Genomic DNA, 19,645 nt, shown 5'->3' on the forward strand with positions numbered 1-19,645 from the left:
GAATCAATGTGATTAGACAGCTCCTTTAATGGTTGGGGAAGCGTCTTTTCTTAACATTAAGGGTGGGGGCGGCTTTAAGCTGCACCCACCCGTAGACCATTATCTACTGACTGTCTGTTCCTGTCCTGGATCGATAGCAGTAAATTAGTAGCGATAGTAGCGACCGCGATAACGATAGTAGTCTCTACGTTTGCGCTCCCTGTCGTAGAGATAGCCGGCTCCAGCCCCAATAACTGCCCCTGCAGCGGTACCGCCTGGACGTCCGCCGCTAATCAGGGCGCCGGTAACGGCCCCAATGCCAACCCCGGTGCCTATTCGGCGGTCGGTATCACTCATATTGGCACAGCCTTGGCCTCCCAGGCTAGCGCTGAGCACAGCTGCCAGGCTGAGATATTTAATAGCTTTAATACGCATAGGCACCTCTGTTAGTAATTGCCTGAGGTATAGGAACGGCGGATTAGGCCGAACAATTTCGGAGCCAGTGTAAGGTGGGCAGAAAGCAGCAACAAATTTCCAGGGCGAGAGCTTGCTATAGCACAAAAGTGAAGTTTTGTCGGATTTTGATATGTTTGAAAAACAGTACCTAATAGAGGTAGCGCGGACGCCGATGCCTTTTGGCAAATATACGGGGCGAGCGCTTATTGATCTTCCTGAAGAGTATTTGCTCTGGTTCTCCCAAAAAGGATTTCCCGAGGGTAGACTGGGGCAACTGATGGCGTTGACTTTGGAAATCAAAGTTGAAGGGTTGCAGGGGCTTATCACCCCATTAAAGCAAAGTAACACTTGAAAAGCTTTTATAAGTTTTTCCTATTTGTCCAAATTCTTAAGTGCAATATGTATCTTCTTTGATATCCCTCTTTGGGTGACTAATATATTAATGCCTAGGTGTGCTTCGCGGAGCGAAGTGAAACAATAAGCGGTCCGTAATGGAGACTGGACTTACCCGGAAATAGGCCCACAGCGGGTGACCACTGGTCTGAATGATTTCAGCGAGGTTGCAGCGGGAGTAGAGCCAGTCAATTGAAAGAGGGAGCGGTCGAAATGATTTCGGCCGCTAATTAATTGTAAGCAGCTCAAATTTAAGTCGCTGATCTCGGTCCGCGAAAGCGCTCAATTCGCCCAACTCTTATGAGTTAGGTGCTTAGTTTTCCTAAAAAATTTGATTGGTTGGAGATTGTGCGAAAAATCAGAAATAAAGTAGGGCTTGACGGGCCCAAGTACTGATGCGTTGAGCATAGGAAGGCGTAGGGGCCCAATGAAGGCCCCTTTAAGATTGTGCTATTTTTAAGTCAGAGCGGGATACGGATAACTACACCACCCATAGTTTCTCCGAGTTCAAAGTTGTCTCGTGGACTGTCCACATGGTCATTGTGGCAGCTGACGCAAGCGGGGGATACGCCGACATCAGCATAGACTGCAGTAAAGTATTCTGTGTCGCCCAGTTTTTCACGGCCGTAAAAATTCTTACCTGGGTTATCGATTACATACTGTAGCCCTTCTTTTTCCATATCGGTGCGCGGTTTATTCTGCTTGTTAACAGGCCAAAGGGATAGCAGGGCATAGTTAAAACCGGAGTCTTTTTCTGCAACACGCTCGGCTCCCATACGCATCATTTGCGCGGGTAGCGGCAGTAATTTTTTATCCTGCCAGTGTTCGTCAGCGTCCAGAATTTTCTCTTCATTCTGCAAACGGTTAACTACCTTGTTGGTGTAGTTTGCTCGATCCGCCTCAATCACGGCAAAGATGGCATCCGCCATTCGCTCGGGCGCAACTCCCTGATTTTTTTCGCAGCCAGTGAGCAGTGCCAGTCCGGCGATAAAACAAGCGGCAATACGCATAGTGTTCCCCTCCTATTGGGATTGTGTTTGCTTATTTTTGCTGTTGGAAATCTTCGCAATACGGTCACGAATCAAGTCAAATGTCTCGTGTTTATCCGCAGGTTTATACTTGAAATTCTGAGAGATCAATTTTTTGTCTGCCATTGCTGCCAAGGAAAACTCAGCCCCATGGCAATTTAGGCAAACCGGTAACATTTTTTCGTTGGGGCGGAGATTATGGTTCTGGTTGTGATTCACCACGATTTGTTCACTATGGGCTTCCCGTGGGAGATGGCAGCTTGCACAGCTGGCACCCTGCTCGGGGTTAGACTCCCACGCATTGAAATGGGGGGACTCTTTATAGGCCAGGCTGTGCTCATCACTATGACAACCGAGGCATGCCTCTACTGCAGCATATTGCAGGTCTACTTCGTGAGGGCCGTGACAGCTGATACAGTTTAACTCACCTGATGCATTACTCTGCATAGGAGTCCTGGCCAGTTGAGGAGACATGGCGCCGACCTGTTCAGCAAAATTTTCGGGCAGTTTGGAAGAGAGGCGCATGCCATGTTTGCCTTGGGTGAAAGACTCTTTCTGCTCGCTGTGACAGCTGGCACACTGCTCAAGAATTTCCACACTGTTAAATTGCATTTTCCCGTCAGCGTGGCAGCTGGTGCAATTCACGTCTGCCTGAGCGTGAGCGCTTTGCGCCCAAGCAGCTGCAATTTCTGTACTCCTACTTTCAACTTTCAGGTCAGCATGAGTCAATTGCAGCGGTTCTTTGTTCGGGTTTTTCCGCAACCAGGCAGCCATTGCGGTGCGTGCTGGCAGTTTTGCCTCATCAAGAAGGTCGGGTTGCCCAACATGGGCAATCAGGAAGTCCTCATAGAGAGTGCCATTGTCATGATAATTATGGCAGCCGGCACTGGCACAGGTTTCGAAGCCCATACCCTGGTGACTACTGCGTTCCTCGGCAATATCGCTATGGCAGTGGAAGCAAAAATCCCCGGCTAGGGTTACACCCATTTCACGAGTAATTTCCTGCTTGTGTTCTGTGTGACAACTAATGCACTGACGCGCATCAAGAGTCTCTAGTAATTGAGCATTTCTGGGATCGAGAAACTTCTTCCGCGGATGGGAGTCGTCGGCGAGCTCCAGTTCTTCCGCATGGCAGTTCAGGCAGGACTTCTGGATTGCATCTTGTCCAGCAAAACCATCTGCGTGACAGGAAGTACATGCGAGTTCTATTTGATGGTGCCCATGGGTAGGCTCACCGGTTACGAATAATGACTTATCGGCTACGGTTAGGTTGTACGCAGCCAATGAACCAACAGTGAGCGTCAGCAACAGGCCGTAATGCCAGAATTTAAATTGATAAGATTTCATTTAGAAGTAATAAACAGCGAGAATATGATAAGCAAGGAGTACCGGCAGCGCCCAGAGCAGGGCGTAGTGAATGCGAGACCACCACTTGCGGTGTTCGCGCAGCCTGAGATCCGTCCAGTGATGATTGCGAGCCATAAAGACACCGACCAGTGAGCCGGTTGCAGTTACCCCCAGAAACACCAACATCAGGACCAGATTGAGATTTTTCCCAAGGCGAAACCCTGTATGCACTGCAAGTGTTGCAAGGGCGACAACGCCAATCAAACTGTGTGCGTAACGCCAATGGTCCATATGCCCGAGAGTTATTTTTTTCCAGCGCTTGCGTACACTGAGAGCGGCAGTAAATATACACAGCACTAATATGCTGTAACCGCTAACCTGCTTCCAGAAATTGTCATACCACAATTTGTCCCAGAGTTGTCCCGATTGTACGGTGTCTGAGACTGGGGGGGAGGGCATCAAAAATGCCAGCGCTATGAGGAGTAATGATATGAGCGAGGTAATTAGTATACCTTTGGCATGGCGCATCACCAGGTTGGGAACAGGAGCATCCAATAACTCTGCCATCAGAGGGCGACAACTGCCGCATACAGAACCCGCGGTGGTGGCCTGCTGTAACTCGTTGAGAGTGCGCTTGCCATCAGAAATGGCTTTGCAAAGTTCCCCTTTACTGACTGAATTACATTGGCACACCAGATAGCCATCAGGAAAATCCTTGATGCTATTGGTTTTTTTCTTGCCAAATAGACGCCCCTCACTTTCGAAGTCACTGAAGGCGCGTTGACTAATTTTTTCTTCCTGGGCCACGGCTTGGCGCAGACTACTGGCCTCATCCCAGCTACCAATATAGACGGCGCCGAGGATAAGCCCATCCCTGACGAACAGGCGCCGGTAAATTCCCTTGAAGCGGTTGCGGTAGATGTAGCTCTGTACATCATCCCCTTGCTTGAGATTGTCCGAGGCGACATCCCCAATAATTGCACAGGGAATATGGGCAATTTTAAGCTGGATATCGGTGTAACTTCCGGAGTAGGGGCGCTCTAGCACCTCACCGCCATGATTGCGGCGAATATGTGAGCAGCAACTCTCAGCTTGTTCATAACCGGGGCGCACCAGCTGATAAACCTTACGGTCATGCTCAGCACACTCTCCAATTGCGTAAATGTCGGGATCGGAGGTTTGCATCCACTCGTTAACAACAATTCCCCGCTCGGTTTCCAGACCGCTTTGTTGGGCGAGTGTGACCTCAGGCTGGATACCCGTACATAGAACTATGGCATCTACGTTCAGGTACTCACCATCAGAAAACTGCAGAATGTTGTTTTCTTCGTGCTGCTCAATCGCCTTAAGGGCATCGCCGACTTTAAGTTCAACGCCGAGTGCTGACAAGGAGGACTTCAGAAACTCCTCTCCCTCTTCACCAAGCAGGCCACTGAGTAATTTACCGCGTGATTGTAGGGTGACGGAATTTTTTGGGGTCTTTAGTGCGGTTGCAGCTTCAAGCCCGAGCGCACCGGCGCCGATAACGCAAATGTCCGCGTGGCGCTCACGTAGGGCAATCAGGTCATTCGTGTTACGCAGACTGCGAAATGGATAAACACTGGGTAGGTTCGCTCCGGGGATTTGAGGAATGGTCGGATTGGAGCCTGTAGCAAGGATCAGCTTGGTATAGGGTTGTATATTGCCCTCGGCATCGGTGACCGTTTTGTTTGCGCGATCAATCGCCACAATTTTCCGATCGATATATTCGGCAAGCCTGTGATCAGTCTTTCCGAGGATTGGGTTGTCGAGCTCCTCCCGATCCACATGGCGAGAGAGATATTGTGAGAGCTTTACTCGGTTATAAGGTGATTCTATTTCTGCTCCATAAATAACAATTTGAGCTTCGTCACAGAATTCCAGGAGTTTTTGTGCGCAGCGGACCCCGACGGGCCCGGTACCCACAATCACATAAATCGGATAGCTGCTATCACTGGTGTGGGTGCTATCTGGCGTATATTGTCGAGCAGCTGAACTTTCTAGTTCAGTCATATTTCCCCCAAGTACTCCGGCTTTTACTACTGGCCTTTTTGTCATTCTTGTTTTTAAGCCACAAAGCTATCAGAACTTCTTAGACCAATATCCCATCACGGAAATTTTTTTTAAATTCTAATTCCCCTATGTTTAAACAAAATTAAATAAACGTCTAGTGTTGAATAAGAATGACGATAGAGAATAGGAAGTTAAGGGAGGTCTGGATGGAAAGTTTTATTAAGTTATTGTAATTGCGCACTTTTTTGGGGCTTGCCCAAATTGCAAATAAGTAGAGCAGGTGCTTGTTCGATGAATTTTGACAAATTGCTTTAGTGGGGGGAGCCTGTAAGAAACTATTTTCTAGTGAGTCTTTGATTAAGTGGAGATGCAGTGGTGCTTTATTTTCTGAGGGTTGGGAAATTGCGCCCCGTCCTTGTGGGCCGCAGTGAAATTCCCGTGGATTTTTATTCAATAAGTTGTTGCTTACTCAGCGGCTTGCGCCCAATTCCTGTAGAGCTGAAGTAACAGTATATTCCACTGATTGGAGAAGCTTTTGTCAGGAGGGTTGGTAAAGAACGTAGAGTTCTTTTTCTTCCAATGCAGTACGGCGAGTAAGTGCTTCGCCAATCTTTTGGTAGTCCATCTTAAAATCGCGAACCATCTCTGGAGTAAATGCCTCGTGGTTGTAGCGCTTACAGAATTGCACCACAGCATTGGCAATTTCGTTCATGTCAGTACGAAAGTCTTTAACTACCTGCAGCGTGTGGGCATCGCCGGCCAGTGCTTGTTCCAGATAGACATAGAAACGCACGTTTTCCTTGATCAGGTGCGCTTGAAAGCCAGACTTAAACTGGGTTAATAGTTGCGATAGCTGGCGGTAGTTCTGTTTTTCAAAACCCTCAGACCACATACGCTGAAAAATTCCGATCAGGTGACGGTGATCGTCTTCCAGGGCTTTAATTAATGTTGGGTCATAAGAGATTGTGCGGGCGCCCTTGGAGCCGGCATAGGTACTGCGGGTGTATTTTTCTTCCAGGTCGGCAGACTCTTCCGACTTGCTACTTCGGAACATACCGGAGATAAAGCTAAGCATATGCTGTGCCCTTAATTAGTATTGTGGTTTTGTGTTTGTACGAGTAAGGAGTTCCGCGGATGGAAAGTAACTGCCGAGTGGGAACGCAGTGTTATTTCGCTATGGCCGGGGAGCGGCGGATTTTACATTGGATGACAGCTTATTTACTGCCAAATAGGGAAGGGGATTTGAGCAAAATTTAAAAAATGAGGTACGCGTCACATTTTTTGCGTGAAACCACTATTGCGCTATTAAAATTGTGTTGAATATTTATTTGTTCAAGACGCATAAAAAAGCCCGGTGATACCGGGCTTTTTTTGGGGAGCTAATTAGCGCTGTTCCAGGGGGACATAGTCGCGCTGAGTGTAGCCAGTGTAGAGCTGGCGCGGGCGGCCAATCTTGTACGGGTTGGAAATCATTTCATTCCAGTGGGCGATCCAGCCTGCGGTGCGGCCAGTGGCAAAGATTACGGTGAACATATCGGTGGGAATACCGATCGCTTTCATAATAATGCCAGAGTAGAAGTCTACGTTCGGGTAGAGCTTTTTCTCCACGAAGTAATCGTCCTCAAGGGCGATTTTCTCCAGCTTTTTGGCGATCTTCAGCAGCGGATCATTCTCTGCACCCATAGCACCCAGAACTTCATCACAGATGCCTTGCATTACGCGGGAGCGCGGATCGAAATTCTTGTAAACGCGGTGGCCAAAGCCCATCAGGCGGAAGGGGTCGTTCTTGTCTTTGGCGCGTTTAACAAACTCATCGATGCGGCTCTCATCACCGATTTCCTGCAGCATGTTCAGTACAGCTTCGTTGGCTCCACCGTGTGCAGGTCCCCACAGGGCGGCAATACCGGAAGAGATACATGCGAACGGGTTGGCGCCGGAGGAGCCGGCCAGGCGCACAGTAGAGGTGGAGGCATTCTGCTCGTGGTCTGCGTGCAGCAGGAAGATGATATCCATCGCCTTGGCGACAACCGGATCGACCTTACTGGTTTCGCAAGGGTTGCCAAACATCATGTGCAGGAAGTTTTCGGAGTAGCTGCGGCTGTTATCCGGGTACATGAAGGGCATGCCTTGGGAATGCTTGTAGCACATGGCAGCCAGGGTTGGCATTTTTGCGATCAGGCGGTGTGCGGAAATTTCACGGTGCTGTGGATTGTTGATATCCAGGGAGTCGTGATAGAAGGAGGCGAGGGCGCCTACTACGCCACACATCATGGCCATTGGGTGGGCGTCGTAACGGAAGCCTTTAAAGAAGCTAACCAGGGACTCATGTACCATAGTGTGAGACATGATGGTGTCTACGTACTTCTTTTTCTGCTCGGCATCTGGCAGTTCGCCGTTCATTAACAGATAGCAGGTTTCCAGGTAGTCGGATTTTTCTGCCAGTTGTTCGATGGGGTAGCCGCGGTGCAGCAGTTGGCCCTTGCCGCCATCGATAAAGGTAATCTTGGATTCACACGAGGCAGTGGATACGAAGCCCGGGTCATAGGTGAATAAGCCTTTGCCGGTCAGGTTACCGACATCGACAACATCTGGGCCGAGGGTGCCAGATCGTACGGGCATCTCTATCGCGCCGTCGATACCATCGACTGTGAGTTGCGCTTTTTTATCGGACATTGCGGACTCCTAAAACTGTTCTTATGGCGGCCTTTTCCTAGGATTTTCGGGTGCTGGCAGCCTTTTGAGCGGGCCAAACTTAAGTGCCGGGCCTCAAATTGTCAAACCAAAAGGAGTGGACGGTCAGTCTGCGGGCAACAGGATATCTGGCGACAGGGCGGGCCTGTAGAGCTTTTGCCTGGAGTGAGGCGTGAAAATCTGCGGAAATCCCGCGGCGCCAAATGACAGGTCATGAAGACCGCCAAAGCCGGCAGTTTCCCAGGCGTTCGTTGTGTTTTGACTATTGAATGCCTATAATCCGCGCGGCTTGCGCCATGGTACGGCTACTTTGTACAAGGCTTCAACAGGTCGAGTGCAAAGTGATCAGCAAGCAGCTCGTCCCTCCATTGAAAAGCTAACGGGCGCCCGGTCGTTCAGGGCAACAAGGTGTTTTTCCTGTGAACAAAAACAGACCTGTCAATTTAGACATTTCCACTATAAAGCTTCCCGCTGCCGCTTTGGTTTCCATTTTGCATCGAATTTCTGGCGTTGTGCTCTTCGCCGTTGTAGCGCTTCTGCTCTGCATGCTCGATGCCAGTCTGGAATCAGAGCAAGGCTTCGCCGATGTCGCGGCAGCATTTAATAGTATTCCAGCCAAGCTCATCCTATGGGCCTCTCTGGCAGCTCTTATATACCATCTGGTGGCGGGTGTGCGTCACCTGTTTATGGATATGGGTATGGGTGAGAGCCTTGAGGGCGGCCGTCGCAGTGCTATTACGGTGCTGGTGGTGAGTGTAATCCTTATTCTTTTAGTGGGAGTATGGTTGTGGTAAGAACAGTAACTAGCTTCGGCCGTAGCGGCACTTTCGACTGGCTCTACCAGCGAGTTACCGCAGTGATACTGCTCGCGTATGTCCTCTTTATAGTGGGCTTTATCTTTTTCACTAAAGACTTTGGCTACCAAGCCTGGTCTGAGCTGTTCGCCCAGCGCTGGATGCGCGTATTCAGCTTGGTTGCTCTGCTTTCCACCATTATTCACGCCTGGATTGGCCTCTGGTCCGTGGTTACCGATTACATCACCAATCGGATGATGGGCGGTAAAGCCACTGTTCTGCGCTTGTTCGTAGAAGTGGTTCTGGCTGCGGTTGCCGTGTTGTACACGGTGTGGGGCATTGAAATTCTTTGGGGTGTATAAACAATGGCGAATATGCGTACTATTTCTTTTGATGGGATTGTAATTGGCGGTGGTGGTGCTGGTATGCGCGCTGCCCTGCAGATGGCCCAGTCAGGTTACAAGACTGCGGTAATTACCAAAGTATTCCCAACCCGTTCTCACACAGTGTCCGCCCAGGGCGGTATTACCTGTGCGATCGCCAGCTCCGACCCCAATGACGATTGGCGCTGGCACATGTACGATACCGTTAAGGGTTCCGACTATATCGGTGACCAGGAAGCGATCGAATATATGTGTTCCGTAGGTCCGGAAGCCGTGTTCGAACTGGAGCACATGGGCCTGCCGTTCTCCCGTACTGAAGAAGGCCGTATTTACCAGCGTCCTTTTGGTGGCCAGTCCAAAGACTTCGGCCGTGGTGGTCAGGCTGCCCGTACCTGTGCCGCTGCTGACCGCACCGGCCACGCGTTGCTGCACACTCTGTACCAGAACAACGTAAAACATAAAACCGAATTTCTGAATGAATGGTTTGCCATTGACCTGGTGAAAAACCAGGATGGTGCCGTTGTTGGTGTTATCGCCATGTGCATCGAAGATGGCGAAGTGGTATTTATCAAGTCCAAGGCGACCGTATTCGCTACCGGTGGTGCCGGTCGTATCTTCGCTTCCACCACCAATGCACACATCAATACCGGTGACGGTGTCGGTATGGCCCTGCGTGCCGGTATGCCGGTTCAGGACATCGAGATGTGGCAGTTCCACCCAACTGGCATTTATGGTGCCGGTGTTCTGGTGACCGAAGGCTGTCGCGGTGAGGGTGGTTACCTGATCAACAAAGACGGCGAGCGTTTTATGGAGCGCTACGCCCCCAATGCGAAAGACCTCGCGTCCCGCGACGTTGTAGCCCGCTCCATGGTGCTGGAGATCCTCGACGGTCGCGGTTGTGGCCCGGAAGGCGATCACGTATTCCTGAAGCTTGATCACCTGGGTGAAGAGCTGCTCAACAGCCGTCTGCCCGGTATCTGTGAGCTATCTAAGACCTTTGCACATGTCGACCCGGTTAAGGCGCCGATCCCGGTAGTGCCGACCTGTCACTATATGATGGGCGGTATTCCCACCAACGTTCACGGTCAGGCCCTGACCCAGGACGCTGCCGGCAACGACCAGATCATTGACGGCTTCTATGCCTGTGGCGAGGTTGCTTGTGTATCCGTGCACGGCGCTAACCGTCTGGGTGGCAACTCCCTGCTGGACCTGGTGGTATTCGGACGGGCTTCCGGCCTGTTTATCGAGAAGGCCCTGCGCGAAGGTATCGAGCACCGCGAAGCTTCCGAGTCCGATATCGAAGCCGCTATGGCTCGTCTGAACCGTCTGGAAACCAACGAAACCGGCGAGAAAGCTGCCGACCTGCGCAAAGAGCTGCAGGGTGTGATGCAGAATCACTTCGGCGTATTCCGTCGCGGCGACTACATGGCAGAAGGTGTGAAGAAGCTGGCTGATCTGCGTGGGCGTATTGAAAATGTGCGCCTGGACGACAGAAGCCGCGCGTTTAATACTGCCCGTGTTGAAGCCCTGGAGCTGCAGAACCTGTTGGAAGTTGCTGAGGCTACTGCAATTGCCGCGGAGACCCGCACTGAGAGCCGCGGTGCCCATGCCCGCGAAGACTTCCAGGAGCGCGACGATGAAAACTGGCTGTGTCATTCCATGTATTTCCCGGCTGAGAAACGTGTCGGCAAGCGTGCGGTAAACTTCGCACCGAACACCATGGAAGCCTTTGAACCGAAAGCTCGGACCTACTGATTCGGGAGCGGAATAGAGTATGTTGAAAGTAAGCATTTACCGTTACAACCCGGAAGCCGATAAAGCGCCGTATATGCAGGACTATGAGCTGGACACCAAGGGCAAGGACCTGATGGTGTTGGATGTTCTGGAGCTGCTGAAGGCCGAGGATCCGACCCTGTCGTTCCGCCGCTCCTGTCGCGAGGGTGTGTGTGGCTCCGACGGTATGAATATTTCAGGCCGCAATGGCCTGGCGTGCACTACGCCACTGTCTGAAGCTGCCCCTAAAGGTAAGCTGGTCCTGCGTCCGCTGCCCGGCTTGCCGGTAATCCGCGACCTGGTCGTGGATATGGAGCAGTTCTACGAGCAGTACAAAAAGATCGAGCCGTACCTGCAAAATGACACTCCGGCTCCGGCGATTGAGCGCCTGCAATCTCCAGAAGATCGCGAAAAGCTTGATGGCCTGTACGAGTGTATCCTGTGTGCCTGCTGTTCCACTGCCTGTCCGTCTTTCTGGTGGAATCCGGATAAGTTTATAGGCCCGGCCGGCTTACTGCAGGCTTACCGCTTCCTGGCGGACAGTCGCGATCTGGCCACTGACGAGCGCTTGTCAAACCTGGACGATCCTTTCAGCGTATTCCGCTGCCACGGTATCCAGAACTGTGTGAATGTGTGTCCAAAGGGATTGAACCCAACGCGCGCCATTGGCCATATTCGCAATATGCTGCTGACGCGTGCGGTATAGGGGAATCCGGGTCATTAATCGACCCGTTAGGGGCCACTTGTAGTGGGTCCGGTGCCAGGTAAGGCGCTTATCTAATGATAAAGCCGGTGAGAACCGGCAACTAATTGAAAAGGGGAGGTGGCTTTATGCGCCTCCCCTTTTGTGAGTGAAAGGAAAGCGCAGTGGCTTAGGCAAATAAGAGCCCACTGCAATCGAGGTAGGCATCAAAATGCACGAAAGTACCATGGAGCAGCTGTGGCGTAGCTCCCATATCTCCGGGGGCAATGCCGCCTACGTGGAGGAGCTTTACGAGACCTATCTGCACGACCCCAACGGTGTACCGGAGGAGTGGCGCAATTACTTCGACAGCCTCCCCCGCGTTGGCGGTAGCAGCGACGTTTCCCACGCCGCAGTGCGCCAGCACTTCGAACTGCTCAGCAAGCATCGCGCCCGCCCTGTGGCGGCACCAGGCTCCGGTTCCGGCTCTATTAATCTTGAGCACGAGCGCAAGCAGATCAAGGTTCTGCAGCTGATCGATTCCTACCGCCATCGCGGCCATAAGAAAGCTACCCTGGACCCGCTCGGCCTGATGGCCCGCGAACAGGTGCCCGACCTGCAGTTGAGCTACCACGGCCTGACTGAAGGTGATTTCGATACGACCTTCAATACCGGTAGCCTGTTCCTTGGCAAAGAAGAGGCGACCCTGCGTGAAATCGTAGAGGGCTTGGAGCGGACTTATTGTGGCAATCTGGGTGCGGAGATCATGCATCTCTCCAATCTGGAAGAGCAGCAGTGGTTCCAGCAGCGCCTGGAGCGCAGCCAGTCCAAGGCCAACTTTGGCACCGATATCCAAATTGAAATTCTACAGCGTCTCTCTGCCGCAGAAGGCCTGGAGCGTCACCTGGATTCCAAATACCCAGGCACCAAACGCTTTGGTGTGGAGGGCGGTGAGAGCCTGATCCCGATGATGGATGCGCTGATCCGCCGCTCCGGCACTTACGGGGTGAAGGAAATTGTGATCGGCATGGCCCACCGCGGCCGCCTGAATACCCTGGTGAATATCCTCGGCAAGAACCCTGCGGATCTGTTCCAGGAGTTCGAAGGTAAGAAAACCCTCGATACCTCTGGTGATGTGAAATATCACCAGGGTTTCTCCTCCAACGTAATGACCCCCGGTGGTGAAGTTCACCTGGCCCTTGCCTTTAACCCATCGCATCTGGAAATCAGTGCGCCTGTAGTGGTTGGCTCTGTGCGCGCCCGTCAGGACCGCCGCAAAGATGCTGCTGGTGAGAAGGTAATGCCGATCAATATCCATGGCGACGCGGCTTTTGCCGGCCAGGGTGTTGTGCAGGAAACCCTGCAGATGTCCCAGACCCGCGGTTACTACACCGGTGGTACTGTGCACATCGTACTGAACAACCAGGTGGGCTTTACCACCAGCAAGCGCGAAGATGCCCGCTCCACTGAGTACTCCACCGATCCCGCCAAAATGATCGATGCACCGGTGCTGCACGTGAATGGCGACGATCCGGAAATGGTCGTATTGGCGGCTCTGCTGGCTGTCGATTACCGTTACGAATTCAAGAAAGACATCGTCATCGATCTGGTCTGCTATCGCCGTCGCGGTCACAACGAGACCGACGACCCATCCGGCACCCAGCCGCTGATGTACCAGACCATCCGCAAGCACAAAACCACTCGCACTCTCTACTCCGAGAAGTTGGTGGAAGAGGGCATCCTGGACAAGGTTGCAGCGGACAAGCTGGCGAACGACTACCGCGATAAGCTGGATGCGGGTGAAGATGTGGCCACTGGTCTGGTTAAGCAGCCGGACTCGTCCATGTTTGTAGACTGGAGTCCCTACCTGGGCCACGACTGGCAGGTGCCTGCAGACACCGGTTTCGCAATGCCGAAACTTCAGGACGTCGCCAATCGTATGACCACGGTGCCCGATGGCATTGTGATGCAGCGTCAGGTTTCCAAGATTTATGATGATCGCCGCAAGATGGCCGGTGGCGCCCTGCCGCTTAATTGGGGTATGGCGGAAACCCTGGCCTACGGCACCCTTCTGGAAGAGGGTTTTATGGTCCGCTTTACCGGTGAGGACGTGGGCCGCGGAACCTTCTCTCACCGCCATGCGGTAATTCACAGCCAGAAAGACGGCCAGAGCTATGTGCCTTTGCAGCATATGTTCGAGGACCAGCCGCCTTTCTACATGTACGATTCCCTGCTGTCTGAGGAAGCGGTACTGGCATTCGAATACGGCTATGCCACTACCACGCCAAAATCCCTGGTGGTGTGGGAGGCTCAGTTCGGTGACTTCGCCAACGGCGCCCAGGTCGTGATCGACCAGTTCATTACTTCCGGTGAGCACAAATGGGGTCGTATGTGCGGCCTGGTATTGATGTTGCCACACGGGTATGAAGGCCAGGGTCCGGAGCACTCCTCCGCGCGTCTCGAGCGCTTTATGCAGCTGTGTGCCGAGCACAATATCCAGGTGTGTAACGCCACTACCCCGGCACAAATCTTCCACTTGCTGCGTCGCCAGGCGGTGCGCCCGATGCGCCGCCCGCTGGTGATTATGAGCCCTAAATGGATTCTGCGTCACAAGCTCGCTACTTCCAGCTTGGAAGAACTGGCTGAAGGTCGTTTCCAAAATGTGATCCAGGACCAGGGGGTGGACCCGGCAAAGGTTAAACGTCTGATCCTGTGTTCCGGCAAGGTGTACTACCACCTGCTGGAAGCGCGCATGGAGCGCGAACAGGAAGATGTGGCGTTCGTACGTATCGAGCAGCTGTACCCCTTCCCGGACGAGGAGTTCGTGGATGCGGTATCCGCATTTAAGAACATTAAGAGTGTTGCCTGGTGTCAGGAAGAGCCTATGAACCAGGGCGCCTGGTACCACAGTCAGCATCACTTGCGTCGCCTGCTGGCGGAAACGCATCCGAAGCTGGACCTGGAATACGTGGGCCGCGCCCCGTCGGCGGCACCTGCGGCGGGCTATATGTCCACCCATTTAGAAGAACAGAATAAGTTCATCAACGAGGCGCTGACCGTCAAGTAACGGGCGGCAGTATTTTAAGCAGAGACAATCTCAGGAAACAGGAAAAATGACGATCGAGATTAAAGCGCCAACTTTCCCGGAATCCGTTCAGGACGGTACTGTCGCCACCTGGCATAAAAAACCCGGTGAAGCCGTGTCCCGCGATGAACTGATCGTGGATATTGAGACCGACAAAGTGGTACTGGAAGTGGTTGCGCCGGCAGACGGCGCTCTCTCCGAGATCATTAAGGACGAGGGCGACACGGTTCTCTCCAATGAAGTGATCGCCAAGTTTGAGCCGGGTGCCGGCGCCGCTGCCGCTCCGGCGGAAGCAAAGGCCGAAGCACCTGCTGCTGAATCTGCAGCACCCGCTGCCGGTGAGAAAATCGCCATGCCGTCCGCCAAGAAAATGGCGGCCGAAAAAGGCGTTGATCTGGCTGGTGTGGAAGGCACTGGTAAAGGTGGCCGTGTTCTCAAAGAAGATGTCATGAAAGCGGGTACTGCACCTGCAGCTGCTGCCCCCGTCGCCGCTGCCGAAGTGGCTGTGACCCCGGGTGAGCGCGTAGAGAAGCGTGTTCCTATGACCCGTATGCGCAAGCGTATTGCCGAGCGCCTGCTGGATGCATCCCAGTCCACCGCCATGCTCACCACCTTTAACGAGGTGAATATGAAGCCGGTCATGGACCTGCGTAAGAACTACAAAGACCTGTTCGAGAAGACCCACAACGGTACTCGCCTGGGCTTTATGGGCTTCTTCGTAAAAGCTGCGGTGGAGGCTCTGAAGCGCTACCCGGCGGTGAACGCGTCTATCGATGGCAACGATATCGTTTACCACGGTTACCAGGATATCGGTGTAGCGGTTTCCTCGCCGAAAGGCCTGGTTGTGCCGATTCTGCGTAACGCCGAAAATATGGGCCTGGCGGATATGGAAAACAATATCCGCGATCTGGGCGTGCGCGCTCGCGATGGCAAGCTGTCTATTGAAGAGATGACCGGCGGCACCTTCACCATCACCAACGGTGGTGTATTCGGTTCCCTGCTGTCTACTCCGATCCTGAACCCGCCGCAAACTGCAATCCTGGGTATGCACAAGATCCAGGAGCGCCCAATGGCGGTAGATGGCAAGGTGGAAATCCTGCCGATGATGTACCTGGCGCTGTCCTATGACCACCGTCTGATCGATGGTAAAGAAGCGGTTGGCTTCCTGGTAGCGATCAAGGAAATGATCGAAGATCCAGCGCGTATCTTGCTCGAAGTTTAAAAAATAAGTTCTGGGGCCTATGGGGCCCCTCGATCACACTGCATTAGAAATATCTGGAACTGATCATGTCGGAAAAATTTGACGTAATCGTAATCGGCTCTGGTCCTGGTGGTTATGTCGCTGCCATCCGTGCCGCTCAGCTGGGCCTGAAGACTGCTTGTATTGAAAAGTGGAAAAACAAGGAAGGCAAATACGTAAACGGCGGTACCTGCCTGAACGTAGGTTGTATTCCCTCCAAGGCACTGCTGGACAGCTCCTGGAAGTACCACGAGGCCAAAGACGCTCTCGACGTGCACGGCATTGAAGTCGGCAAGGTCAAGATGGATGTGAGCAAGATGATCGAGCGCAAGGGCGAGATCGTTAAGAAGCTGACTGGCGGCGTAGCGGGCCTGTTCACCGCCAATAAAGTGACCTCCATTTTCGGTACCGGCAAATTGCTGGCGAACAAGAAAGTGGAAGTTACCGACGACGAAGGCAACAGCACTATCTACGAAGCCGAAAATGTCATTTTGGCTTCCGGTTCTGTACCGGTAAATATTCCGCCTGCTCCGGTAGACAATAAAATTATTGTCGACTCCACCGGCGCTCTGGAATTCTCTGAAACGCCCAAGCGTTTGGGCGTTATCGGTGCCGGCGTTATCGGTCTGGAGCTCGGTTCAGTATGGAACCGCCTGGGCTCTGAAGTGGTTGTTCTGGAAGCGATGGATAAGTTCCTGGCGATCATGGACCAACAGGTTGCCAAAGAATCCCAGAAGATCTTCAAAAAGCAGGGCCTGGATATCCGCCTCGCTTGCCGCGTAACCGGCTCCGAAGTGAAGGGCGAGGAAGTGGTTGTTACTTACCAGGATAAAGATGGTAAAGAGCACCAGGAAACTTTCGACAAGCTGATTGTTTGCGTTGGCCGTCGTCCTTACACCGAAGGCCTGTTATCTGAAGATGCCGGCGTGAAGATGGATGAGCGTGGATTCATCTATGTCAACGACCTGTGCATGACTTCTGCACCGGGCGTATGGGCGATCGGTGACGTGGTACGCGGTCCGATGCTGGCGCACAAGGCTTCTGAAGAAGGTGTTGTAGTCGCTGAGCGCATCGCCGGTCAGAAGCCAATGATGAACTACGACGTGATCCCCAATGTTATTTACACTCACCCGGAAATCGCTGCGGTCGGTCGTACCGAAGAGCAGGTGAAGGCTGATGGCGAGCCCTACAACGTAGGCAGCTTCCCGTTTGCGATCAACGGTCGTGCCATGGCCGCCAACGATACCCAGGGCTTTGTGAAAATCATTGCGCATGCGGAAACTGACCGTGTACTGGGTGCCCACATCGTTGGCCCATCTGCTGCCGATCTGGTTCAGCAAGTGGCGATCGCGATGGAATTCGGCTCCAGCGCCGAAGACATCGGTATGACCGTATTCGCACACCCGACTCTGTCCGAGACCGTGAAGGAAGCGGCATTGGGCGTAAACGGCCATGCGATTCATACCGTAAATCGCAAGAAGCGTAAGTAAGAAGTTTTTTCGATGTCGGGGCACTAATTATTCATTAATTAGCTGCCCCGGTTTCATTTGCGAAGTTCAAAATTTGCAACGACGGAAATTTTGAGTTTTGTCTTTCAGGTGCAGAGAGATCTGCAATTAGTAAACACATTTTATATGTGAATTGGTATTGACTATGAACTTGCATGAGTATCAGGGCAAACAACTGTTTGCGGCATACGGATTGCCGGTTTCCAAAGGCATTGCAGCGGAAACCCCGGCAGCGGCAGTAGCAGCGGCTGACGAAATTGGCGGTGATAAGTGGGTAGTAAAGGCCCAGGTGCACGCTGGTGGCCGCGGTAAGGCTGGCGGTGTAAAGCTGGTAGATTCCAAGGCAGAAATTGAAGAGTTTGCCAGGAAGTGGCTGGGCGAGCGTCTGGTAACTTATCAAACAGACGAAAATGGCCAGCCAGTTTCCCGTATCCTGGTTGAGAGCTGCACCGACATTGATCAAGAGCTGTACCTCGGCGCCGTTGTTGACCGCTCTACCCGTCGTATCGTTTTCATGGCTTCCACCGAAGGCGGCGTTGAGATCGAGAAAGTAGCGGAAGAGACCCCGGAAAAAATCCTCAAAGCCACTATCGACCCGCTGGTGGGTGCTCAGCCTTACCAGGCACGCGAGCTGGCTTTCAAACTGGGCCTGAACCCGACTCAGGTTAAGCAGTTCACCAAGATCTTCCTCGGCCTGGCAAAAATGTTCCAGGAAAAAGATCTGGCCCTGCTGGAAATCAACCCGCTGGTAATCACCACCGAAGGCAACCTGCACTGCCTGGATGCCAAAGTGGTTATCGACAGCAACGCGTTGTACCGCCACGCGGACCTGCGCGAAATGCACGATCCTTCTCAGGATGACGCGCGTGAAGCGCACGCTGCCAAGTTCGATCTGAACTACGTAGCGCTGGATGGCAATATCGGCTGCATGGTAAACGGCGCTGGTCTGGCCATGGGTACCATGGACATCGTCAACCTGCACGGCGGCAAGCCGGCTAACTTCCTGGATGTTGGCGGCGGCGCCACCAAAGAGCGTGTTGTTGAAGCGTTCAAGATCATCCTGTCCGACGAGAATGTCAAAGCGGTATTGATCAACATCTTCGGTGGTATCGTTCGCTGTGACATGATCGCCGAAGGCGTTGTGGGCGCAGTAAAAGAAGTAGGCGTTAAAGTACCGGTTGTTGTGCGTCTGGAAGGTAACAACGCAGACCTGGGCGCCAAGGTTCTGAGCGACAGTGGCCTGAACATTATCGCGGCTACGAGCCTGACCGATGCGGCTCAGCAAGTGGTTAAAGCTGCGGAGGGTAAATAATCATGTCAGTACTGATTAACAAAGACACCAAAGTAATCTGCCAGGGCTTCACCGGCTCCCAGGGTACTTTCCACTCCGAGCAAGCGATTGCTTACGGCACCAAGATGGTTGGTGGTGTAACTCCGGGTAAAGGCGGCCAGACTCACCTGGGCCTGCCGGTATTCAACACCGTGAAAGAAGCGGTAGAAGAGACCGGTGCAGAAGCTTCCGTAATCTACGTACCTGCGCCTTTCTGTAAGGATTCCATCCTGGAAGCGGCCAACGCTGGTATCAAACTGATCGTTTGTATCACCGAAGGTATCCCGACCCTGGATATGCTCGACGCTAAAGTGAAGTGCGACGAGCTGGGTGTGCGCCTGATTGGCCCGAACTGCCCGGGTGTGATCACTCCCGGTGAGTGCAAGATCGGTATTATGCCGGGTCATATCCACAAGCCGGGTAAAGTGGGCATCGTTTCCCGTTCCGGTACTCTGACCTATGAAGCGGTTAAGCAAACTACCGACTACGGCTTCGGTCAGTCCACCTGTGTGGGCATCGGTGGCGACCCCATCCCGGGCTCCAACTTCATCGATATCCTGGAAATGTTCCAGAATGACCCGCAGACCGAAGCGATTGTTATGATCGGTGAGATCGGTGGTACTGCTGAAGAAGAAGCGGCGGCTTACATCAAGGAAAATGTTACCAAGCCGGTCGTTTCCTATATCGCCGGTGTAACGGCTCCTCCCGGCAAGCGCATGGGTCACGCGGGCGCGATTATCTCCGGTGGTAAAGGCACCGCTGACGAGAAGTTCGCTGCTCTGGAAGACGCGGGTGTTAAAACCGTGCGCTCCCTGGCTCAGATTGGCGACGCTCTGAAGGAAGTTACTGGCTGGTAAGAGCTGGGTAAGTACCTTGTCTGTGAAAAGGCCGCTTCTTTCGAAGCGGCCTTTTTTATTTGATCTCA

The 19,645-nt window shown here is 52.8% G+C and carries 16 protein-coding genes; 10 read left to right on the top strand and 6 right to left on the bottom strand.

All coding sequences use genetic code 11. The features are described from left to right. Window positions 1–144: 144 nt before the first annotated feature. Window positions 145–414 carry a YMGG-like glycine zipper-containing protein gene (locus ABWV76_RS12155; RefSeq protein ID WP_020412670.1) on the bottom strand — a complete coding sequence of 90 codons (270 nt, stop codon included), beginning with the start codon at window positions 412–414 and terminating at the stop codon, window positions 145–147. A 151-nt stretch (window positions 415–565) separates the two neighbouring features. On the opposite strand from ABWV76_RS12155, the gene ABWV76_RS12160 reads away from it, so the two are divergent. Beyond that, window positions 566–787 (top strand): DUF3820 family protein, encoded by a 222-nt coding sequence (locus ABWV76_RS12160; protein ID WP_282952683.1) that lies wholly within the window; start codon window positions 566–568, stop codon window positions 785–787. Window positions 788–1,289: 502 nt separating this feature from the next. Here the strand turns inward: ABWV76_RS12160 and ABWV76_RS12165 are convergent. The 5 genes from ABWV76_RS12165 to gltA form a co-directional block, all read right to left on the bottom strand. Beyond that, window positions 1,290–1,838 carry a Tll0287-like domain-containing protein gene (locus ABWV76_RS12165; protein WP_020412672.1) on the bottom strand — a complete coding sequence of 183 codons (549 nt, stop codon included), beginning with the start codon at window positions 1,836–1,838 and terminating at the stop codon, window positions 1,290–1,292. A gap of 12 nt (window positions 1,839–1,850) precedes the next feature. Then, window positions 1,851–3,203: a cytochrome c3 family protein gene (locus tag ABWV76_RS12170; protein ID WP_353376063.1), complete on the bottom strand. Its 1,353-nt coding sequence runs from the start codon at window positions 3,201–3,203 to the stop codon at window positions 1,851–1,853. Further along, on the bottom strand, window positions 3,204–5,234 hold the full coding sequence (locus ABWV76_RS12175) for an FAD-dependent oxidoreductase (RefSeq protein ID WP_353376064.1): 2,031 nt from the start codon (window positions 5,232–5,234) through the stop codon (window positions 3,204–3,206). Between the two features lie 538 nt (window positions 5,235–5,772). Further along, window positions 5,773–6,309: a hemerythrin domain-containing protein gene (locus ABWV76_RS12180; protein ID WP_282952687.1), complete on the bottom strand. Its 537-nt coding sequence runs from the start codon at window positions 6,307–6,309 to the stop codon at window positions 5,773–5,775. Window positions 6,310–6,617: 308 nt separating this feature from the next. Further along, the gene (gene gltA / locus ABWV76_RS12185; RefSeq protein ID WP_020412675.1) at window positions 6,618–7,907 is read right to left on the bottom strand and encodes a citrate synthase; all 1,290 of its coding nucleotides are present in this window, start codon (window positions 7,905–7,907) and stop codon (window positions 6,618–6,620) included. A gap of 437 nt (window positions 7,908–8,344) precedes the next feature. Between gltA and sdhC the strand changes: the two genes are divergently transcribed. From sdhC to sucD, 9 genes are all read left to right on the top strand, one after another. Then, on the top strand, window positions 8,345–8,719 hold the full coding sequence (gene sdhC / locus ABWV76_RS12190) for a succinate dehydrogenase, cytochrome b556 subunit (RefSeq protein WP_020412676.1): 375 nt from the start codon (window positions 8,345–8,347) through the stop codon (window positions 8,717–8,719). Then, on the top strand, window positions 8,713–9,081 hold the full coding sequence (gene sdhD / locus ABWV76_RS12195) for a succinate dehydrogenase, hydrophobic membrane anchor protein (RefSeq protein ID WP_026305008.1): 369 nt from the start codon (window positions 8,713–8,715) through the stop codon (window positions 9,079–9,081). The genes sdhC and sdhD overlap by 7 nt, the downstream gene beginning before the upstream one ends. Before the next feature lie 3 nt (window positions 9,082–9,084). Continuing rightward, a complete protein-coding gene (gene sdhA, locus ABWV76_RS12200; RefSeq protein WP_282952689.1) occupies window positions 9,085–10,857 on the top strand; it encodes a succinate dehydrogenase flavoprotein subunit in 1,773 nt (590 codons plus the stop codon). A 19-nt stretch (window positions 10,858–10,876) separates the two neighbouring features. Then, the gene (locus ABWV76_RS12205; RefSeq protein WP_020412679.1) at window positions 10,877–11,581 is read left to right on the top strand and encodes a succinate dehydrogenase iron-sulfur subunit; all 705 of its coding nucleotides are present in this window, start codon (window positions 10,877–10,879) and stop codon (window positions 11,579–11,581) included. A 208-nt stretch (window positions 11,582–11,789) separates the two neighbouring features. Then, window positions 11,790–14,624 (top strand): 2-oxoglutarate dehydrogenase E1 component, encoded by a 2,835-nt coding sequence (locus ABWV76_RS12210; protein WP_020412680.1) that lies wholly within the window; start codon window positions 11,790–11,792, stop codon window positions 14,622–14,624. A 46-nt stretch (window positions 14,625–14,670) separates the two neighbouring features. After that, window positions 14,671–15,864 carry a 2-oxoglutarate dehydrogenase complex dihydrolipoyllysine-residue succinyltransferase gene (gene odhB / locus ABWV76_RS12215; protein ID WP_282952690.1) on the top strand — a complete coding sequence of 398 codons (1,194 nt, stop codon included), beginning with the start codon at window positions 14,671–14,673 and terminating at the stop codon, window positions 15,862–15,864. A 65-nt stretch (window positions 15,865–15,929) separates the two neighbouring features. Further along, window positions 15,930–17,372 (top strand): dihydrolipoyl dehydrogenase, encoded by a 1,443-nt coding sequence (gene lpdA, locus ABWV76_RS12220; RefSeq protein ID WP_353376065.1) that lies wholly within the window; start codon window positions 15,930–15,932, stop codon window positions 17,370–17,372. A gap of 163 nt (window positions 17,373–17,535) precedes the next feature. Next, on the top strand, window positions 17,536–18,702 hold the full coding sequence (sucC, locus tag ABWV76_RS12225) for an ADP-forming succinate--CoA ligase subunit beta (protein WP_282952692.1): 1,167 nt from the start codon (window positions 17,536–17,538) through the stop codon (window positions 18,700–18,702). Window positions 18,703–18,704: 2 nt separating this feature from the next. After that, complete coding sequence (gene sucD, locus ABWV76_RS12230; protein ID WP_226645469.1) at window positions 18,705–19,577, top strand: succinate--CoA ligase subunit alpha; 873 nt, start codon at window positions 18,705–18,707, stop codon at window positions 19,575–19,577. The last annotated feature ends 68 nt before the right edge of the window (window positions 19,578–19,645 follow it).

It is taken from the genome of Microbulbifer sp. NBRC 101763, from assembly GCF_040371615.1.
Classification (GTDB): Bacteria; Pseudomonadota; Gammaproteobacteria; order Pseudomonadales; family Cellvibrionaceae; genus Microbulbifer; species Microbulbifer variabilis.